The organism is Notoacmeibacter sp. MSK16QG-6 (assembly GCF_024158145.1).
In the GTDB taxonomy this organism is placed as follows: Bacteria; Pseudomonadota; Alphaproteobacteria; order Rhizobiales; family Rhizobiaceae; genus Notoacmeibacter.
This window is the reverse complement of sequence record NZ_JAMYXM010000009.1, coordinates 1-16699: the sequence shown is the minus strand read 5'-3', so window position 1 is coordinate 16699 and position 16699 is coordinate 1. Positions and strand designations below refer to the sequence as shown.

The window sequence follows — 16699 nt, the reverse complement described above, 5'->3', positions numbered from 1 at the left end:
TCGGCGAGATCATGCTCTGGCCGGAGTGCCTCTGATCCGTACCCATTCAGGGCTGCCTTCTGAAATCGGTACTCCGTCGACGAGCGGGGGATCATTGTCGTCGAACCGACATCCATTGTAAGACAGGCCCATCAGGACATCCCGATGCTTGAAATTGGTCCCGCTAAGGTCGACATCGAGAAGAGCGTGGTCTCTCCCGTTCCGCCAGTCAACGGTCTTCACACGGCCGGCAATTACAAACGTGCAATCGTAAAAGACTTCATCCAGCATTAGCTCAAGGCCGTCATCATCGATTGGAGGGAAAATCCGACAACTTAGGAAGTCGATCTCGCGATCACGGCCTTGTGCGTGCATTTCTGGCCAAAGATACGGCGTGTTCAAAAAAGAAACGGACGCGCCGACATATGTGCCTCGCGGCATATTGTCGAACGCGCTAAATGTGCTGTTCTGCGGAAATCTGAGCATCTGTCGATTGGCATTGATACGGTTCATCCTTTCGGCTTCGCCGAAGGCGATGGCTATCTCATCTCCACCAATATGCCCGTCTCGTTCGAAGACCTTCGGATATTGGCGGGCGAGGCTATCGAGGGCGCTTCCTGCAAGCACATTGTCGCTGCTCAATCCGACAATCGTCAGAAATTCTATTCCAAGGAGGAAGCCCGATGGCTCTCCTTCAACAAGTTCGTTGCCCTTTAGCAGCAAGTCCGCCAATTGTTTGCGGTCACCGGCATCGTTCTGCCGCTTCGCCTCATCGGCCTGCCTGGAGTTAATTGTACCCCGCCAACCTATTGTGGCGAAGGTGACAGCAGCTCCCATTGCCAAGAGGAAAGGCGCAAATGTTTGCGCCACCTTGACTTGATCATCAGGCTTGTCGGCGCAGATCGTTGAAATTCCGGCGACAACGACGAGAATGGCGAAAAGGATCGCTAAAGCGATCATCCAAGCCTTCCAAGCGTCTTCGCTGATATCCGGCACGTTACGGATGATTGATCGCTTGTCTGCCATGGTCTGTGTGTTGACTTTCTCGGGGCCGAGCCGCTGAAGCCTAACAGCGCTCCGCCACCTGGCCAAGATACCGTGGGCGGTCCGCTAGGTCGGAACCGCCGCTAAGAGGAAGAGGGAGGAGGAGCCCGGTTGACGGGCTCCAATAGGGAGAGAGAGGCTCTCCCGGCTCGTCGGAGACCGAAAGGAACCCTGACGATGAAAACGACTGTGATCCGCAAGATTGCGCTGCACCTTCTTGACCTTTCCCCGAAAAACGTTCGTAAGACACCGCCGACCCAGGCGGAGGAGGATGCGTTGGAGGCGTCCATCGCAGCTCATGGCCTTGGCCAGAATCTCAGCGTCGAGGAAGGCCAGGATGGACGCTTCCTGGTTCACGCCGGCGGCCGTCGCCTCAAGGCGCTACAGCGCCTTTGGTCCAAGGACGTCATCGATGGCGATTACAAGGTGGCCTGTAAAATCTGCGACCCCGACGAAGCCGCGGAACAATCACTGGCCGAGAACTTCGCCCGAGCACAGATGCACCCGGCGGACGAATATGAGGCTTTCGCCGATCTGATCGAGAATGGCGCCGTCGAGCAGGACGTCGCCGATCGCTTCGGCGTTTCCGTTCTTCATGTGCGCAAGAGAATGAAGCTCGCCCGGGTAGCCCCGGAGCTGCTAGACTACTATCGCGCCGGTTCGCTGACACTCGATGCACTCATGGCCTTTACGCTGACCGACTCCCACGATCGCCAACGGGAAATCTGGAGCAATGTCGAACCTCAGTATCGGCATTATCGTGATGCCATGCCGAGCGCCATTCGCCGTCTGCTGACAGAGACAAGCGTCTCGTCCGGCTCTGTCCTTGGGCGGTTTGTCGGAATTGACGCCTACGAGGACGCCGGCGGCCATGTCACCCGCGACCTTTTCAGCGATCGCGATAATGCGCATCTCGACGATCGGGCGCTTGTCGAGAAACTCGCTCTCGAAAAGCTCGACGCCGCGGCCGAGCCGTATCGCAAGGACTGGCGCTGGGTTGAGGTGATGCTCGACATGCCGTGGGACGCCGCGCGGGCATATGCCCGGGTCTATCCAGAACCGCTCGACTTCGATCCTTCGGAACTTCAGGACGAACTTGCCACCATCGACGAGCGTCTGGCCGAGATCGATGAAGAGGATGATGTCAGCGACGAGGAGCAGGCCGAATATGACAGGCTGAACGCGCGATACGACGAGATCGAGACGCAGCTTGCCGAGCAGCAATACGTCTATAGCGCCGAAGCCAAGGCCATCGCCGGTTGCTTCATCAGCCTTTCTTCCAATGGAGAGCTGCGGGTGGAAGCGGGTCTCGTCAAGCCGGAGGACGTGCCAGCCGAGCCGGATGGCGCCGAGGACGAAGACACCCAGGCTGACGATGCGGGGACCGATCCGGCCATCCGGATTTCACCGCCGTCGTCGCAACGGATAACGGATGGTAAGGTCGACCATCCGCGAACCGTGGCGCTGAAGGAAGCGGGGCTGACGGCGGCCCTGGCCGATGATCTTCGCGCTATCCGCCACCAGATCATGCAAGTGCACCTGGCGGTCGATTTCGAGGTCGCATTCGATGTGATGCTGTACTCGATGTGCCGGCAGACGCTCTCCTCCGGATATGTCAGCACGCCGATCGATGTGTCGTTGAGGCCGGCGATGGTGACGGCATCGCGCGAGCATCTGAAGGACAGCGTCGCCGATCGGATGATGACGAAGCTGAAAGCTAACCTTCGTCTGGAGTGGATGGAGTTGCCGAAACCGGAGGACTTCGTCGCGCTTTCTGCCCTTTCGCCGGAGGAAAAGCAGGAGCTGTTCGCCCATGTGACCACCGCCGGGCTGGTCCAGCAGCTCTCCGTCGATCATGGCGCTGATCCGGTTGTCGAGGAAGCGGGCCGTCGTCTCGGTGTCGACGTCGCCGCCAGTTGGCGTCCGACGGCCGAAGCCGTCTTCAAGCGCGTGACCAAGGATTACATGCTGCGGGTCGCACGCGAGCGGATCGGGGACAAATGGACCAATGATCACGCCGGCTACAAGAAGGGCGAGCTGGCCGACGCCATGGAGGCGGCCTTCTCAACAGATGCCCGCACCCGTGCCGGTCTGACGCCGGCGACCGCGGCCAAAACCGGCACCTGGGTGCCGGAGGGCATGAGCTTTGCAGCCGAGCCTGATCGTTCCGAAATCGCCGATAGCGACGGTGATGACGAAGCCCCGGAATCGGAGGCGGGGGAGATACAGGGTGGCAATGAGGATGCCGACGGCGCCGAAGACGAGGAGCTGCCGGAGTTTCTGACCTCGGCCGCCTGAAACACCATTGCCAGACCTTCAAAAAGGGGCCTTTCGAGGCCCCTTTTTTTCATGCGGTCGGACTTCGAGGACCGGAAAGAGAAAGAGGGTGGCGAGCGAAGGGCAGGCCTTCGCTGGATCGAGAGAGAGCAGCGAGGGCGCAAATCGCCAACCGACGGAGATCCTCGATGAATGCCCTCGCCAACATGCCCAGCCTCGCCCTTGCAGCCCCTACCCTGCCCCAGCACCGTGCTTTGTTTCAGGCCGCAACGGCCCTCTCGCGCCATTTGGAACACGGTCGGAAGATCGACGCGAAAGTCCAGCGACAGGTAATGGAGGTCGCGTTTGGCGGCACCGATGCCGCCGGCCACTGGTCCTGGAAGGACGCCTATGAGGCGACCGAGGTCGCGCAGGTCCTGTTCCTGAAGAAATTCGGCCCGGCAATGCGGCGCCAGGCGGGATCCTCAGCCGCCTATCTGGCAATGCTTGAACGCCTGACTGGCCTCGTTCCGACCCAAACGAAGCGGTCTGAGGAAAGCCAGGCCCTGCAGCAGTTTTCCACGCCGCTACCCATCGGCCTTGCCGTGGCCGAGGCGGCCGCGATCGCCGATGGCGATCTGGTGCTCGAACCATCTGCCGGCACCGGGATGCTGGCGATTTTCGCACGCAACGCCGGCGCCCGCGTCGTCCTCAACGAACTCGCCGAACTTCGCGCCGAGCTTCTGGCGCAGATCTTCGAGACCAGTGCCGTCACCCGCCATGACGCCGCAACGATCCACGATCGTCTCGATCCGAGCCTCGTCCCTTCCGTCGTCGTGATGAACCCACCCTTTTCGGCCTCGCCGAAAGTCGATGGCCGGTACAAGATGGCGACTGCCCGCCATATCCGCTCGTCGCTGCAGCGCCTCGCTCCGGACGGTCGTCTCGTCGCCGTCACCGGCGCCAGCTTCTCGCCATCCAATCCAGGCTGGCGTGATTGCTTTCGTGAACTCCAGGAAAGCGGCCGTCTCGTCTTTTCGGCACCGATCGCCGGTTCGGCTTATGCGCGCCATGGCACGACGATCGACACGCGGCTGAGCGTCTTCGACAAGCGGCCAGCGGTCGATTCCGGGGATTTTTCCGGCTGCATCGACTGTGAGCCATGCGACCCGCAGTCGCTTTTGGATCGGATCATCGAGAGCTGCCCGGTGCGTGAGCGCGGGCCCATCAACAGCCGACCGGCCGCTGCCGCGCCGGGCCAGGCCATATCGCGCAGCCTGACAGACATTCGTGAAGAGGCGCAGGCCGAAACGCGGGAACTCGCGCTCGCCCAGGCGGCGCACAGGCTCGATGCAATCGCAACCACCCCGATTTCGTATCTCCCCAAGGCCTGGGCGGCAAAGACAAAGGCTTTGACCGCCTCGCTCTATGAGCCCTACGAGCTGCAGAGCATAGAGATCGAGGGCGCGGCCGATCATCCGGACAAGCTGGTTCAGTCGGCCGCCATGGCCTCCATCGCCCCGCCGCTGCCGTCCTATCAGCCGCTTCTGCCGGCGCATCTGGTCGGCGACGGAATCCTATCGGCCGCCCAGCTCGAAACCATCGTTTATGCCGGCGAAGCCCATTCGAGCTTCCTGCAGGGCGAATGGTCGCACGAGCCCGAGACCGGCCAGCTTGTGCGCGCCGCCGACGGCCAGGGGCATCGCATCCGGCGCGGCTATTTCCTCGGCGACGGGACGGGTTGCGGCAAGGGCCGCCAGGTCGCCGGCGTCATCGTCGACAATTGGTGTCAGGGCCGCCGCAAGGCGGTCTGGATATCGAAAAGCGACAAGCTCATCGAGGACGCGCGCCGCGATTGGACGGCGCTTGGCGGCGCCGCATCCGATATCGTTCCGTTGTCGCGTTATAAGCAGGGCAGTGACATTCGCCTCAGCGAAGGCATTCTGTTCGCCACCTATGCCACTCTACGATCCGCCGAGCGTCAGCAGGGCGATACCATCAAGGCAAGCCGTCTGCAGCAAATCACCGATTGGCTCGGAAGCGATTTCGAGGGGGTTATCGCCTTCGACGAAGCCCACGCCATGAGCAACGCGGCTGGCACGGGTTCGGACCGCGGCGAGAAAAAGCCGTCCCAGCAGGGCCGCGCCGGTCTGCTTCTCCAGGACGCCCTGCCCGGCGCGCGCGTCCTCTACGTTTCCGCGACGGGCGCTACCGAAGTCGGCAATCTCGCCTATGCCTCCCGCCTTGGCTTGTGGGCGACAGGCGACTTTCCCTTCCCGACGCGGGCCGGGTTTGTTTCATCCATGGAAGCGGGAGGAATCGCCGCGATGGAGGTCATTTCCCGCGATCTCAAGGCGCTGGGTCTCTATACCGCGCGCTCACTCTCCTACGACGGTGTCGAATACGAGATGCTGGTGCACGAGCTGACGCCGGCGCAGGTGGAGATCTACGACAGCTATGCCGCCGCCTTCCAGGTCATTCATACCCATCTGGAAAAGGCGCTCGAAGCGGCTGGGGTAACCGGCGACGAGGGCACGCTCAATGCCCAGGCCAAGAGCGCCGCGCGCTCAGCCTTCGAGAGCAACAAGCAGCGGTTCTTTTCGCATCTCATCTGCGCGATGAAGTGCCCGAGCCTCATTCGCTCGATCGAGGCGGACCTGGCCGACGGCCGCGCCGCCGTCGTGCAGATCGTCTCAACGTCCGAAGCCTTGATGGAACGGCGCCTTGCCGAAATCCCGGCGTCGGAGTGGCAGGACCTGCAGGTTGACGTGACGCCGCGCGAATATGTGCTCGACTATCTCCATCACTCCTTTCCGGTCCAGCTTTTCGAGCCCTACACGGACGAGGATGGAAATCTTCGATCCAAGCCGGTCTTCGACGCGGACGGACACCCCGTTCTCTGCCGTGAGGCTGTCGCTGCCCGTGACGCGATGATCGAGAAGCTCGGAGCACTGGCGCCCGTGCAATCCTCCCTCGATCAGCTGGTCTGGCATTTCGGGACCGATACCGTGGCCGAGGTAACAGGTCGCTCACGGCGGGTGATCAGGACATCCGACGCAAAACTTCGGGTCGTCAGTCGCCCCGTATCCTCCAATATCGGCGAGACGGCCGCCTTCCAGAATGACGACAAGCAGGTCCTGATCTTTTCGGACGCCGGCGGCACCGGTCGGTCCTATCACGCGGATCTCGCCGCGAAGAACCAACGCCTCCGCGTCCACTACCTGTTGGAGCCGGGCTGGCGTGCCGACAACGCCATCCAGGGCCTCGGCCGGACGCACCGCACCAATCAGGCCCAACCTCCCCTTTTCCGGCCCTGTGCCACGGATGTGCAGGGCGAGAAACGCTTTCTGTCAACGATCGCCAGGCGTCTCGACACACTCGGGGCGATCACACGCGGGCAGCGGCAGACCGGCGGCCAGGGCATGTTCCGGGCCGAGGACAATCTCGAAAGCGGCTATGCGCGGCTCGCGCTTCGCCGCTTCTTCGTCGCGCTTCATGCCGGCACCATTTCGGCTTGTTCGCTGGAGCGGTTTCAGCGAATGACCGGTCTTGATCTGGTCGACCGTGATGGGTCTCTGCGCGAGGAATTGCCGCCCATCTCGCGGTTCCTGAACCGTTGTCTGGCGCTCCGGATTGCCCAACAAAATGCGATTTTCGCGGACTTCACGTCTATCCTGGACGGCATTGTCGAAGCAGCCATAGCAGGCGGCACCTATGATGTTGGTCTGGAGACCCTGACCGCGGAGAGCTTCAGGGTGGTCGACAGTCGGGAGATTTTCGCAACGCCTTCGGGCGCCAGGACGACAGCCCTGACCGTCGAAGAAGTTCAGCGAAATCAACCGGTGACGATCGATGAGGTGAAACGGCTTGCGGCGGTGCAAGGCGATGCGCGCCTTCTGGTCAACGAGCAGTCCGGGCGGGCCGCCCTGCAGCTCCCAACTTCGGGCCTGATGGCCGATGATGGCAGCGTGATCGAGCGGGTCAGGCTCTATCGGCCGATGACGCAGGAGTCGCTGACTTGTGTTGAACTGCAGGCCTCCCATTGGAGGCCGGTCGCCGACATGGCTTTCGAGGCTGCCTGGTCGCGCGAGGTCGACGCCATTCCCGAATTCACGACGTCGCGTCTCACCATCGTCTCGGGATTGCTGTTGCCGATCTGGGATCGTTTGCCCAGCGAGAATATGCGCGTCTATCGCCTCCAGACGGACGAGGGAGAACGGATTATCGGGCGCGTTCTGACAACCGATCAGCTCGCAACGCTGTGCGCAGGTCTTGGTCTCGACGACGTGATTACTCTATCGCCCTCTGAGATCGAAGATGCCGTCATGGAACGCGGCGCTACGATATCGCTTGATGCCAAGCTTCAACTTCGCCGTTCCCGCATCATGGACGTCAATCGACTTGAGGTGATAGGTTTCGATCCGTCGATTTTGCCCACCCTCAAGGCGCTTGGATGCCGGACAGAGATCATCAGTTGGAAAACGAGAGCGTTCCTGCCGGTCGGCGATCGGGAGGCTCTGGAGCGACTGATCGATCGCTTTCCGTTCCGACCGGGGACGACCGCGCTGGCGGCGTGACCGCCAGCGAGCCAACGTCCGAAACGAAGCGGGCCAAGGCGGCGCAGGACATGCGCGGCCACGGCCAAAGCGCCGGAGGGTCGAACGACATGCACAGCGTTTCCGAGATCGCCGATCGCCTTGCCGCGAACGCCGAGGCATTCTGTCGGCAATACCTGCCCGAAGGCAGGCGTGTTGGAAATTTCTGGCAGGTTGCGGATACGACCGGGGCGAAAGGTCACAGTCTGAATATCCGGCTTCACAGCGCCTATGGCCGCAAGGCCGGCAAATGGTCGGACTATGCCAATCCGGAGGATCATGGCGACCTGATCGATCTTATTCGTCACGTCACGACCGCGAAATCGCTTCCCGAGGCGTTGGAAGAGGCCCGATCCTTCCTGCGACTGCCGACAACCATTGCCGCATCATCGTCGCCCACTGGGCACGAGCCTTCGACGTCGGGGCGGATCAGGGCCGGTCGCCTGTTTGAACTCGGTCGGCCGATGGCCGCTACGCCTGTTGAGGCTTATCTCCGAAACCGCGCGATCACGCGCTTCGGTCCGGCCCTGCGATATCACCCAGGTGTCTACTATCGCTCCTCGAGCGGCACGGAGCAGATCCCGGCGATGCTGGCGCGCATCACGGACAATGCGGGCGAACTGACAGGCGTCAATCGGACCTTTCTCGACATCGAACGCCATTGTGTCGCGGACATTGTCGAGCCGAAACGGGTGATCGGCAATCTTCATGGCAATGCTGTTCGTTTCGGCACGCCCGGGCCGGTTCTGGCTGTCGGCGAAGGCATCGAATCGGTGCTGTCTATTGGCAGCGCGTTTCCCCGTTTGCCGCTCGCTGCCTGCCTGACTTCTACCCATCTTTCGCTTTTCGACGTCCCCGAGACGGTCTCCGAACTCTGGATCATCAAGGACAATGATGAGGCCGGAGAAACAGCGGCGCGGCTGCTGAACGAGCGGGCCCAGGCCAACAAAGCGCTCATCATTCATGAGCTTGACCCTGTCCTCGGCGACTTCAACGACGATATCCGCCAATGGAGCGTGCAGTCTCTGCGTGATCGGTTCATAGGCCAGATTGGCGAGAGTGCCGCGCGGTTTGTACTGGCCGCGTGATCATGCGCGGCAACGGAGACCGGTGATCACGCATGCTCTGATCGCCGGGCCATCTTTCGGCCAGGCCAACTGAAGCGATGGATTGCCGGGTCGGGCGGAGAGCCGCCCTCGATGGGTCCGCAAGTCTTCGCTCACGCCTATTTTCCCCGCCTGCGGCTCCTCGCGCAGCAAAATAGGCCTCGCTACAACTCGCCGCTGCGCTGCGCCCTTCGGGTGCGGTCCCATCGCCTGCAATCTTTCATCGCGTTGTCCCGGCCGCAAGGCGGCCCAGCAAGAGGATCAGCGCCATGACCACCCGTCCCTATTCCCACGCGAGCAGTTCCAGTCCGACTGCACACCTTCTGCAGGAACTCGCCCTTTACGGCGTCCGCGCCGACGGTGACGAGCGAGACTACCGGCTGCTGCCGGATCCGGACGAGCTGGAGATGCAGATCGGGACGCTCATGACGACGATGGCCGACATCTTCAGCGAGAACCGGCTCGAAGATTGCGCCGAGGAAATGCTGTTCAGCCTCGTCAACGCCTTTCACCGTCGCATTGGTCAAGCCGAGAAGCAGCTCGATGACAACGAAGCGAAGCAGCGTGATGCACAAGACGCCCAGGATGGCAGCGAGGTTCGCAGTGTCGAACTTGAACGCCTCGTCGATCAGGGTCTGACCTTGACCGAAACCCGGAACTGCTTCGAGGCGATGCGCGATCTCGCGGCCGAGCATTTCCATGTGATCATCGGAAAGCCGTGGGCACCACGGTCCGGATCAAAGCTCAACCATGGTCATCTAACCGCTGCGATGATCGACAGCCGAAACTACCTGGCCGCAAAGCACCACACGGAGAAGCAGGTGTGCTGCCCTGCCGGAACGAAAATCGCTTTCTCCGGCGGGCTCGATTATCAGGACGTCGATGCGATCTGGAACGCACTCGACAAGGCCCATGCCAAATATCCCGACATGGTGCTGCTCTATGGCGGATCACCCAAAGGGGCCGAACTGATCGCCGGCAAATGGGCTGCCAATCGCGGCGTCACGGCGATCGCCTTCAAGCCCGATTGGAAACGCCACAACAAGGCCGCACCGTTCAAGCGCAACGACGAGATGCTGAAGCTGATGCCTCAGGGTCTGATCGCCACGCCAGGCACTGGGATCACCGACAATCTCGTCGACAAAGCCCGCCATCTTGGCATCGCTGTCATGAGGATCGGCGCCTGAGGGCGCCGATTTTACACATTCAGCGGGGCCTAGTCGTCCGTCATGGTCCTCTGGTCAATCGCTCCTCGCGTTGACTACTTACGGTCTGGACTCCCAAGGGTTGATCACTGTCACACCCATATCCTCGAAAGGGCATTTTGCCGTGCCCGAGGACCAGGACGAAGCCGAGATCACCAGAAGGAGGGTTATTCGCTGTCACTCACTCACGTCGGGCTGTCGTGCCTGATGTATGCCTAAAGCCTAAGTTTGGAGCTGAGCCATTCCAACTCCCCTGCCCTTCTGCTCATTCGGAAAACGGCCATCGCTGACGCAGGATCGTGTCTGCAGCGTTCCAAAATTTGGTCTTCCCGATCTTTATGCAGCGTGTTGTGAGCCACCGACCCCCTATGCGAGCAACCCTTTCAGGGTCCTCCACTGCGCTCCGCTTCGTTGCGGCCGCGAGCGGTGCACGCGGTGGCCGGCGTCTCCTTTTGCCGCTGCAATCATGCAGACCAATTTTTGAAGGATACGCTCATGCAGACACTCTTCGCCTTTTGCAGGAAGACTGGCCGTTCAATCCGGACACTTATCGACAAACTCGTCGCAAGCTTGGCTCATGGCAAACTTAGGCTCGCCTTTTCAGTTACCGTACCGTTCTTCGTGACGTTCAAGATCAGCTACGACGTCACTCTTCGTGGTTCGGACCGGTCGGGCTGATGTCGGCTGCGCCCCGCTTTGGCAGGGCGCAGTATCCCGCCACCCGCGACTCATGCTATGGAGAGGTTCCTTCAGCCGCGACTCACCTGTTTCCCGGGACGTGAGAATTTTCCGTTTTGCCGGGTAGCCATTTTGGCAATGCGTCGTGAGATGCCAATCAAAGCGAAATATACGCTTATTTCTTGAAATCAATGCCTTATATGGCCCGCTCCGAGAAGATATTCGCTCGGTTAGATAGCCATATCGGTACACTTTCTTGAAAAAATCGGGCTTTGACGATACGGTCCGCGCGGGTCGATCCGACTCAATCCGATTCGGATCGACCCGTCACTACACCACCCTTATTCAGAGGAATGAGCTAACCGACCAGCCAAAACGAAAAAGCCGCCCCGGAACCAAATCCGAAGCGGGCTTTTGCGAAAAGAATTTCTTGGCGGATTTCCTTCTCGCATTTTCCCGTCTCACCGTCAACAAAAAAACACCCTCCGGGTGAACGGGATCGCTTTGCCTGGTCTCCAGATGGAGACATTGCATGTCAGATGCGGAAGAAAACCGACGGCCGATCGGCCGTAAACTCACACGTCGACGGGTCGAGCTATGCCGGCTCGCCGAACAAACGGCGGTCGGAGACATCACGCGCGGCGAGCTGGCCATCCTTGCGCAGGCGCTGCCCTGCACCGGCCTGATCAACGGGACCGAGAGCCACCTCCTGGTGACGCTGATCAATACCGCCACCAAGGAGTCGTTCGGCAAGAATGGCCGCCCGATCGTCTATAAGTCGAATAAGCAGCTCGCCTTCGAAATTCATCGTTCCGAAGGTCGCGTCAGCCGCCTTCTGTCCCGGCTGTTCGACGGGGGCTTCATCGCCATGCAGGATTCGGCCAACTACAAACGCTATCCCGTCCAAAACGAGCACGGCGAAGTGGTTTCCGGATGCGGCATCGACCTGCGCGTCCTGATCGCCCGTTATGGCGAATTGTCAAAGATGGTCGATGATGCGAAGGCCGAACGCCGAAAATTTCAAGCAGCCCTACGTCGCTTTCGTGGAATTCGCCGCTCTATCGAGGTCGCCTTGGAGCGCTTGGAGGACCTGCAGGAACGTCCTCGTCAGCTTCTGGAAAGCCGGTTTCGAACAATCGTGGCTTTGTTGGGCCGGACGTCTCACGCGACCAGTGACGAGCTTGAGCGGGCAACGGCTTTGCTCCGCCGCCTTCTTGAGCGGATATTCGGAGTGCCGTCAAAGGATCCTGACGGTGCCGAGCCTGCGAGTGAAGATGAAAATACGACATGCGTGCATGCCGTTTTCGACACACACAAACAGAATACAACCCCTCATCAATCTGTGAATCGTAACGAAAGATGGCGTTCGGCTAACGCCGAACAACTCTATTCCCTCTTCGCTGGCTTCGCCAGCAAGAAAGAACCCGACAAGAGAAGAGCGGGGCAGGCGGTTGAGACCAACGGCCAACCGCCGAGCCTTCCGGCTCTTGAAGTGGTGGTGTCGGCGTGTCCGTCCGTGTCGGAGTTCCTCGGAGGTCCGCCACGGAGCTGGGAAGCCCTCATCCGATCGATCCCGATGCTCTGCGCGGCCGCCGGTGTATCCATTCCGGCGCGCGACGAGGCGATGAAATCGATGGGGCAGCAAACCGCCGCGGTGGCCATCGCGTTGATGCTGGAGCGGCATAGTCGCGGTGAAGTCCACTCACCTGGCGGTTTTCTGCGGGCTTTGACAGATCGCGCCTTGCGCGGCGAATTGTTCCTCACGCGGTCGATCTACGCCGTTGGAAAACGAAACTTGGTGGAGACGACGCTCTGATCCTCAAGCACGTTGTTTTCCTCGGCGCCATTCTGATGCTGGCCAATCCAGCTTACGGATGGACGGTTCAAATTACGGGCCAAGCGCATGTCGTCGACGGTGATACGATTACGATCGGCGCCGTCCGAATACGGATCGGCGCGATCGACGCTTGCGAGCGATCGCAACATGGTCTGAAAAACGGCGAGCCATGGGCGTGCGGCGTTGAAGCGGCCGCGGCGATGCGGTCCCTGTTGCGGGGCAATAAAGTCAGATGCGTCGGCTTTGACCGCGACCGCTATGATCGTCTTGTCGCGAGATGTGTCGCCGGTGGCCGTGACATTGGCCAGGAGATGGTCGCTCTTGGGATGGCTGAAGTGGTGACACGGTGGCTGCCTGGGCGGCATCCGATCGATGTGACAGCCTATCGAGCAGCGGAGGCCCGCGCGCAGTCTCTGAGGCTTGGCATATGGTCGGCCGACGTCGGCCATCCAGGTGATTTTCGCCGCTCTCGGGCTCGACGATCTGTGCAACAGAGATAGCCATATTGGTTCGGGTGGAGGGTGCTTTACTGAATGCGTGTGGCCTATTTTCTTAACCGAAACGGGCCAATCCGCTATGATTTCGCCCGATATCCGAATATAATAGGACAAGTGGAGGCGCTTTGCCGGCTCCGTCGACGTAACCGATTTGGTGATGCGAGCGTCCATGATGCCCTCCACAAGCAGTCCGCAACTTGCCATCGATCGCACGGCGCTGCGCCAACGCAATGGCGAGATCCGAGAAATTTCCCCGCTACGCTCCTCGCCCGACAAATTTCCCGTCCTTCGCCATCCTCCGCTGCGCTGCGGTCCTGCGGATGCGCCGGCGCTGGTCCCGCCGTGCTGGAGATCGATCGTTGCAAACGCTTTCAAGGAGAGCTCAAATGAACATCACCAACTACATCCAGTTCGAGAACGACGACATCGAGACCGCCAAGGGCTCCGGCCTGATCTCGACCATCGAGCGGGACCTCGACATCACGGTCGTCCCCTTCGACTCCTCGAACGAGAGAGCCCCGACGCATCGGGTCTACGCGAAATCTCCACGCGGCCATGACATCGAGGTCGGCGGCATCTGGAAGAAGACGAGCCAGGAGAACAAGCCGTACTACACCCTCTCGATCAAACGCCTCGGCTATAATGCCAATCTCGGCAAATATCCGCAGCAGGACGACACCACCCTGCAGGCCATCATCGAGTGGGACGAACGCCGGCCTTGAGACCCTCCCTCTGCGTCCGGATCAACCGGGCGCCCAGCCGGCGAGTGCCGCCCTTCGGGGCGGCACTTCTCGCTTTTTGAGACGCAACAGACTATAATCGGAATCAAAGGAGACGGCCCATGAACGTCCAGCAAAAGCGCCCCGACCGGTCACCGGAAGCAATAGAGCGACGGCGTCGTGCGGCTGAGCGGGCTCACGCGGCGAACTACCGGGAGGGGCTTATGCCCAGCCCGGTTTTTGCCGAGGCTACAGAACGCTTCATCGCCGGCGAGATCACCATGGAAGAGCTGCGGGCCATCGGGCTCTCGCCAGCAAACTGATCCGCCGCGATCCCAGCCGAAAACGCAGTCGAGGATCGTGCTGTCGGGTATGCCCGGCGGCACGTTTTGTTTGAATGGCCAAAGCCAAGGGTTCTTACACCTACCCAAACGACGTCGGTGACGCTGATCACCAGGACGTTTTGAAGAACAAGCTCGGCCTTCGGTCTCACTCGGACCTGCGCGAAGTCGAATACGCCGCAACTTTCGTACGACAGTCCGAAATGGAATTGGGCCAGGGTCCAAAGGGACTGTTCGATGAAACCCATTTGAAGGCGATCCACGGCTATATTTTCCAGGACGTCTACGAATGGGCCGGCCATCTGCGCAATGAGACCGTGATCGTCGATGGCGAAGTGGTCGATCCGATCGGCAATATGTCGAAATCCGGCGATCATTTCCTGCACGGGTCGCGGATCGATATGGGGCTCAACGAAGCACTTCGGCCGATCCGTGATCCGGACGTTCTACGTGGGTCGACACCTGTTGAATTTGCCGAAATTGCCGGACGAGTCATGGGAGAGATGAACTATGTTCACGGTTTTCGTGACGGCAACGGACGCACCAATCAGGCCTTCATCGCCGCTCTTGGCCGTGAATATGGTCATGACGTCGACTTCTCGCTCATCCCGAAACCACGGATGATTGATGCTTCTCGTGAAACATCGGCGGATCCGTCGAGCCGGGCGATGGTTCACCTGATCGAGGACGCCACGGATCCGGGACGGAGGGCCGCCATCGAGGCGGCCTTCGCGGATCTCCGGCAACGGGGCGAAAACCCGCTGGAGCACGATGTCCGGACCGTCCAGGCGGGGGCGGCCGTCACCGGCCAGGTTCTCGGCAGTGATGACAGCTTCGTCTCTTTGGTCACCGATAGCGGTATCGTCGTTGCCGATCGCGCCGATCTTCCGGCAGACCTGCCGGGTGACGACCGCGACATCACTTTTACGGCGCACTCGAACTATAATCGCCTCTCTATGGCTCAGGAAGGCGACAGAGACGCCTCTGCCGATCCGGCGGCCGTTGGCGCCCGAGAGTCGCAAAACGACGCCTCAGCGGCTTCAGGGAGCCAAAGCGGGCACCAGCAAGAGCAGGCCGAAACCGACGACGATCGGGATCGTTGACGCTGCCTGCAGAATTTTCCTCCATGAGGTTCGATCTTAGAGCGGTCGTGAGTGGCCCGCCGTCACCATTCCGTTGACTTGGCTGACGGGCACATTGCGATAGCCCCTCCCCCGCGCAACCGCTGAAGCGGTCCTCCTCTTCGTTGCGGCCCCTACGGGGTGCACGGCCTCGCCTAGGCCATCTCCATTTCCTGCCGTCAGCCAACGGAAGGAGACGGTTATGACAGCCACCAACGACACCTATCAGCGCATCACCGACATGGTGGTGGAGCAGCTCGAAGCAGGAACCAAACCTTGGATCCGACCATGGGTCGGTACCGGTCGCGCCGGAGCCATCATGCCTCGCCGCGCCAATGGCGAACAATATCGCGGCATCAACGTCCTGATGCTCTGGATCGCCTCACAGATGATCGGTTACCAGCAGAACGTCTGGATGACTTACCGCCAGGCCTTGGCGCTCGGCGGCCAAGTTCGAAAGGGCGAGAAGGGTTCTCTTGTCGTCAAATACGGGACGTTCACACCAAAGGAGCAGGACGCCAGTGACGGTGATGAGGATCGCGAGGTGCCCTATCTTCGCGGCTACACGGTCTTCAATGTCGAGCAGATCGATAACCTACCAGAAACCTATTTCACGGCCTGCGAGCCGGTTCCCGATAAGGTCGTGCCGCATCTGGAAATCGTCGAACGCTTTGTCGCGTCGACCGGCGCCATCATAACCTACGGCGGGACCCGCGCGTGCTATCGTGTGTCGTCTGATGACATCTTGATGCCCGACCGCTCACGCTTCATCGACGAGACGCACCTGTACTCGGTGCTGCTCCACGAAATGGGCCATTGGTCTGGACGACCTGATCGCACCAATCGCGATCTGACGGTTCGTTTCGGTTCGGCAGGTCACGCCCTGGAAGAGGCCGTCGCCGAATTGACATCAGCTTTCTTGTGCGCCGATCTCGGTATCCCGCATAATCCACGCGACAACACGGCCGCCTATATCGACAGTTGGTTGGCGTTGCTCAAGAAAGAAAAGAAGGCCGTCTTCACCGCGGCCGCAAAGGCGCAAAGCGCAGCCGACTACCTGCATAGCTTGCAGCCGTCAGACATCCGGGTGGCCGCTTAGCGGCCACCCTCCCCTTCACTTTTCTGCTCCATCAATTCGAAGATGTGCGCCAAAGCATCGGTCGTTTGGGGCGGCAGTTCCAATATGCGCAGGCATTGTTGCAACTTTTTCTGGGCGTCTTCATCGTTTTCTCCAAAGAAATGCGGCGCGATGACACAAAACAATTCGATGGGATGGAAGCCGAGAAGTTCGGCGAGATGGACGACGCGTGTCGCGGTCATT

Annotated in this window: 12 protein-coding genes and 1 pseudogene; 11 read left to right on the top strand and 2 right to left on the bottom strand. The window is 60.5% G+C overall.

The genetic code is table 11. The features are described from left to right. Nucleotides 1–9: 9 nt before the first annotated feature. A complete protein-coding gene (locus tag NIM86_RS16780; RefSeq protein WP_253383840.1) occupies nucleotides 10–1005 on the bottom strand; it encodes a hypothetical protein in 996 nt (331 codons plus the stop codon). Nucleotides 1006–1200: 195 nt separating this feature from the next. On the opposite strand from NIM86_RS16780, the gene NIM86_RS16775 reads away from it, so the two are divergent. The 11 genes from NIM86_RS16775 (at nucleotide 1201) to NIM86_RS16725 (ending at nucleotide 16477) form a co-directional block, all read left to right on the top strand. Then, the gene (locus NIM86_RS16775) at nucleotides 1201–3321 is read left to right on the top strand and encodes a ParB/RepB/Spo0J family partition protein (protein ID WP_253383839.1); all 2121 of its coding nucleotides are present in this window, start codon (nucleotides 1201–1203) and stop codon (nucleotides 3319–3321) included. Nucleotides 3322–3488: 167 nt separating this feature from the next. Further along, complete coding sequence (locus NIM86_RS16770; RefSeq protein ID WP_253383838.1) at nucleotides 3489–7856, top strand: strawberry notch family protein; 4368 nt, start codon at nucleotides 3489–3491, stop codon at nucleotides 7854–7856. Further along, nucleotides 7853–8962 carry a toprim domain-containing protein gene (locus NIM86_RS17305; RefSeq protein WP_253383836.1) on the top strand — a complete coding sequence of 370 codons (1110 nt, stop codon included), beginning with the start codon at nucleotides 7853–7855 and terminating at the stop codon, nucleotides 8960–8962. Before NIM86_RS16770 ends, NIM86_RS17305 begins: the two co-directional genes overlap by 4 nt. Nucleotides 8963–9249: 287 nt before the next feature. Further along, nucleotides 9250–10167, top strand: a complete 918-nt coding sequence (locus NIM86_RS16760) for a DUF2493 domain-containing protein (RefSeq protein ID WP_253383834.1) — start codon at nucleotides 9250–9252, stop codon at nucleotides 10165–10167. A gap of 513 nt (nucleotides 10168–10680) precedes the next feature. After that, the gene (locus NIM86_RS16755; protein WP_253383832.1) at nucleotides 10681–10863 is read left to right on the top strand and encodes a hypothetical protein; all 183 of its coding nucleotides are present in this window, start codon (nucleotides 10681–10683) and stop codon (nucleotides 10861–10863) included. Between the two features lie 532 nt (nucleotides 10864–11395). After that, nucleotides 11396–12679: a plasmid replication protein RepC gene (gene repC / locus NIM86_RS16750; protein ID WP_253383830.1), complete on the top strand. Its 1284-nt coding sequence runs from the start codon at nucleotides 11396–11398 to the stop codon at nucleotides 12677–12679. A gap of 35 nt (nucleotides 12680–12714) precedes the next feature. Next, entirely contained in the window at nucleotides 12715–13200 is a 486-nt protein-coding gene (locus NIM86_RS17300; protein WP_371872940.1) for a thermonuclease family protein, read from the top strand. Between the two features lie 383 nt (nucleotides 13201–13583). Beyond that, nucleotides 13584–13919 carry a DUF736 family protein gene (locus NIM86_RS16740; RefSeq protein WP_253383827.1) on the top strand — a complete coding sequence of 112 codons (336 nt, stop codon included), beginning with the start codon at nucleotides 13584–13586 and terminating at the stop codon, nucleotides 13917–13919. A 119-nt stretch (nucleotides 13920–14038) separates the two neighbouring features. Next, nucleotides 14039–14239 (top strand): hypothetical protein, encoded by a 201-nt coding sequence (locus tag NIM86_RS16735; protein WP_253383826.1) that lies wholly within the window; start codon nucleotides 14039–14041, stop codon nucleotides 14237–14239. Nucleotides 14240–14313: 74 nt separating this feature from the next. Continuing rightward, a complete protein-coding gene (locus NIM86_RS16730) occupies nucleotides 14314–15360 on the top strand; it encodes a Fic family protein (protein WP_253383825.1) in 1047 nt (348 codons plus the stop codon). Nucleotides 15361–15580: 220 nt separating this feature from the next. Then, complete coding sequence (locus tag NIM86_RS16725) at nucleotides 15581–16477, top strand: ArdC family protein (protein WP_253383824.1); 897 nt, start codon at nucleotides 15581–15583, stop codon at nucleotides 16475–16477. Here NIM86_RS16725 and NIM86_RS16720 read toward each other — a convergent pair. Continuing rightward, nucleotides 16474–16699, bottom strand: a pseudogene (locus NIM86_RS16720) (XRE family transcriptional regulator); the annotation flags it as partial. The gene NIM86_RS16725 and the pseudogene NIM86_RS16720 overlap by 4 nt on opposite strands.

What these genes read in the sequence shown, in the direction of transcription:
- NIM86_RS16780 (WP_253383840.1), bottom strand. Translation starts at nt 1,005, where the DNA reads ATGGCAGACAAGCGATCAATCATCCGTAACGTGCCGGATATCAGCGAA.
- NIM86_RS16775 (WP_253383839.1), top strand. Translation starts at nt 1,201, where the DNA reads ATGAAAACGACTGTGATCCGCAAGATTGCGCTGCACCTTCTTGACCTT.
- NIM86_RS16770 (WP_253383838.1), top strand. Translation starts at nt 3,489, where the DNA reads ATGAATGCCCTCGCCAACATGCCCAGCCTCGCCCTTGCAGCCCCTACC.
- NIM86_RS16760 (WP_253383834.1), top strand. Translation starts at nt 9,250, where the DNA reads ATGACCACCCGTCCCTATTCCCACGCGAGCAGTTCCAGTCCGACTGCA.
- NIM86_RS16755 (WP_253383832.1), top strand. Translation starts at nt 10,681, where the DNA reads ATGCAGACACTCTTCGCCTTTTGCAGGAAGACTGGCCGTTCAATCCGG.
- repC (WP_253383830.1), top strand. Translation starts at nt 11,396, where the DNA reads ATGTCAGATGCGGAAGAAAACCGACGGCCGATCGGCCGTAAACTCACA.
- NIM86_RS17300 (WP_371872940.1), top strand. Translation starts at nt 12,715, where the DNA reads ATGCTGGCCAATCCAGCTTACGGATGGACGGTTCAAATTACGGGCCAA.
- NIM86_RS16740 (WP_253383827.1), top strand. Translation starts at nt 13,584, where the DNA reads ATGAACATCACCAACTACATCCAGTTCGAGAACGACGACATCGAGACC.
- NIM86_RS16735 (WP_253383826.1), top strand. Translation starts at nt 14,039, where the DNA reads ATGAACGTCCAGCAAAAGCGCCCCGACCGGTCACCGGAAGCAATAGAG.
- NIM86_RS16730 (WP_253383825.1), top strand. Translation starts at nt 14,314, where the DNA reads ATGGCCAAAGCCAAGGGTTCTTACACCTACCCAAACGACGTCGGTGAC.
- NIM86_RS16725 (WP_253383824.1), top strand. Translation starts at nt 15,581, where the DNA reads ATGACAGCCACCAACGACACCTATCAGCGCATCACCGACATGGTGGTG.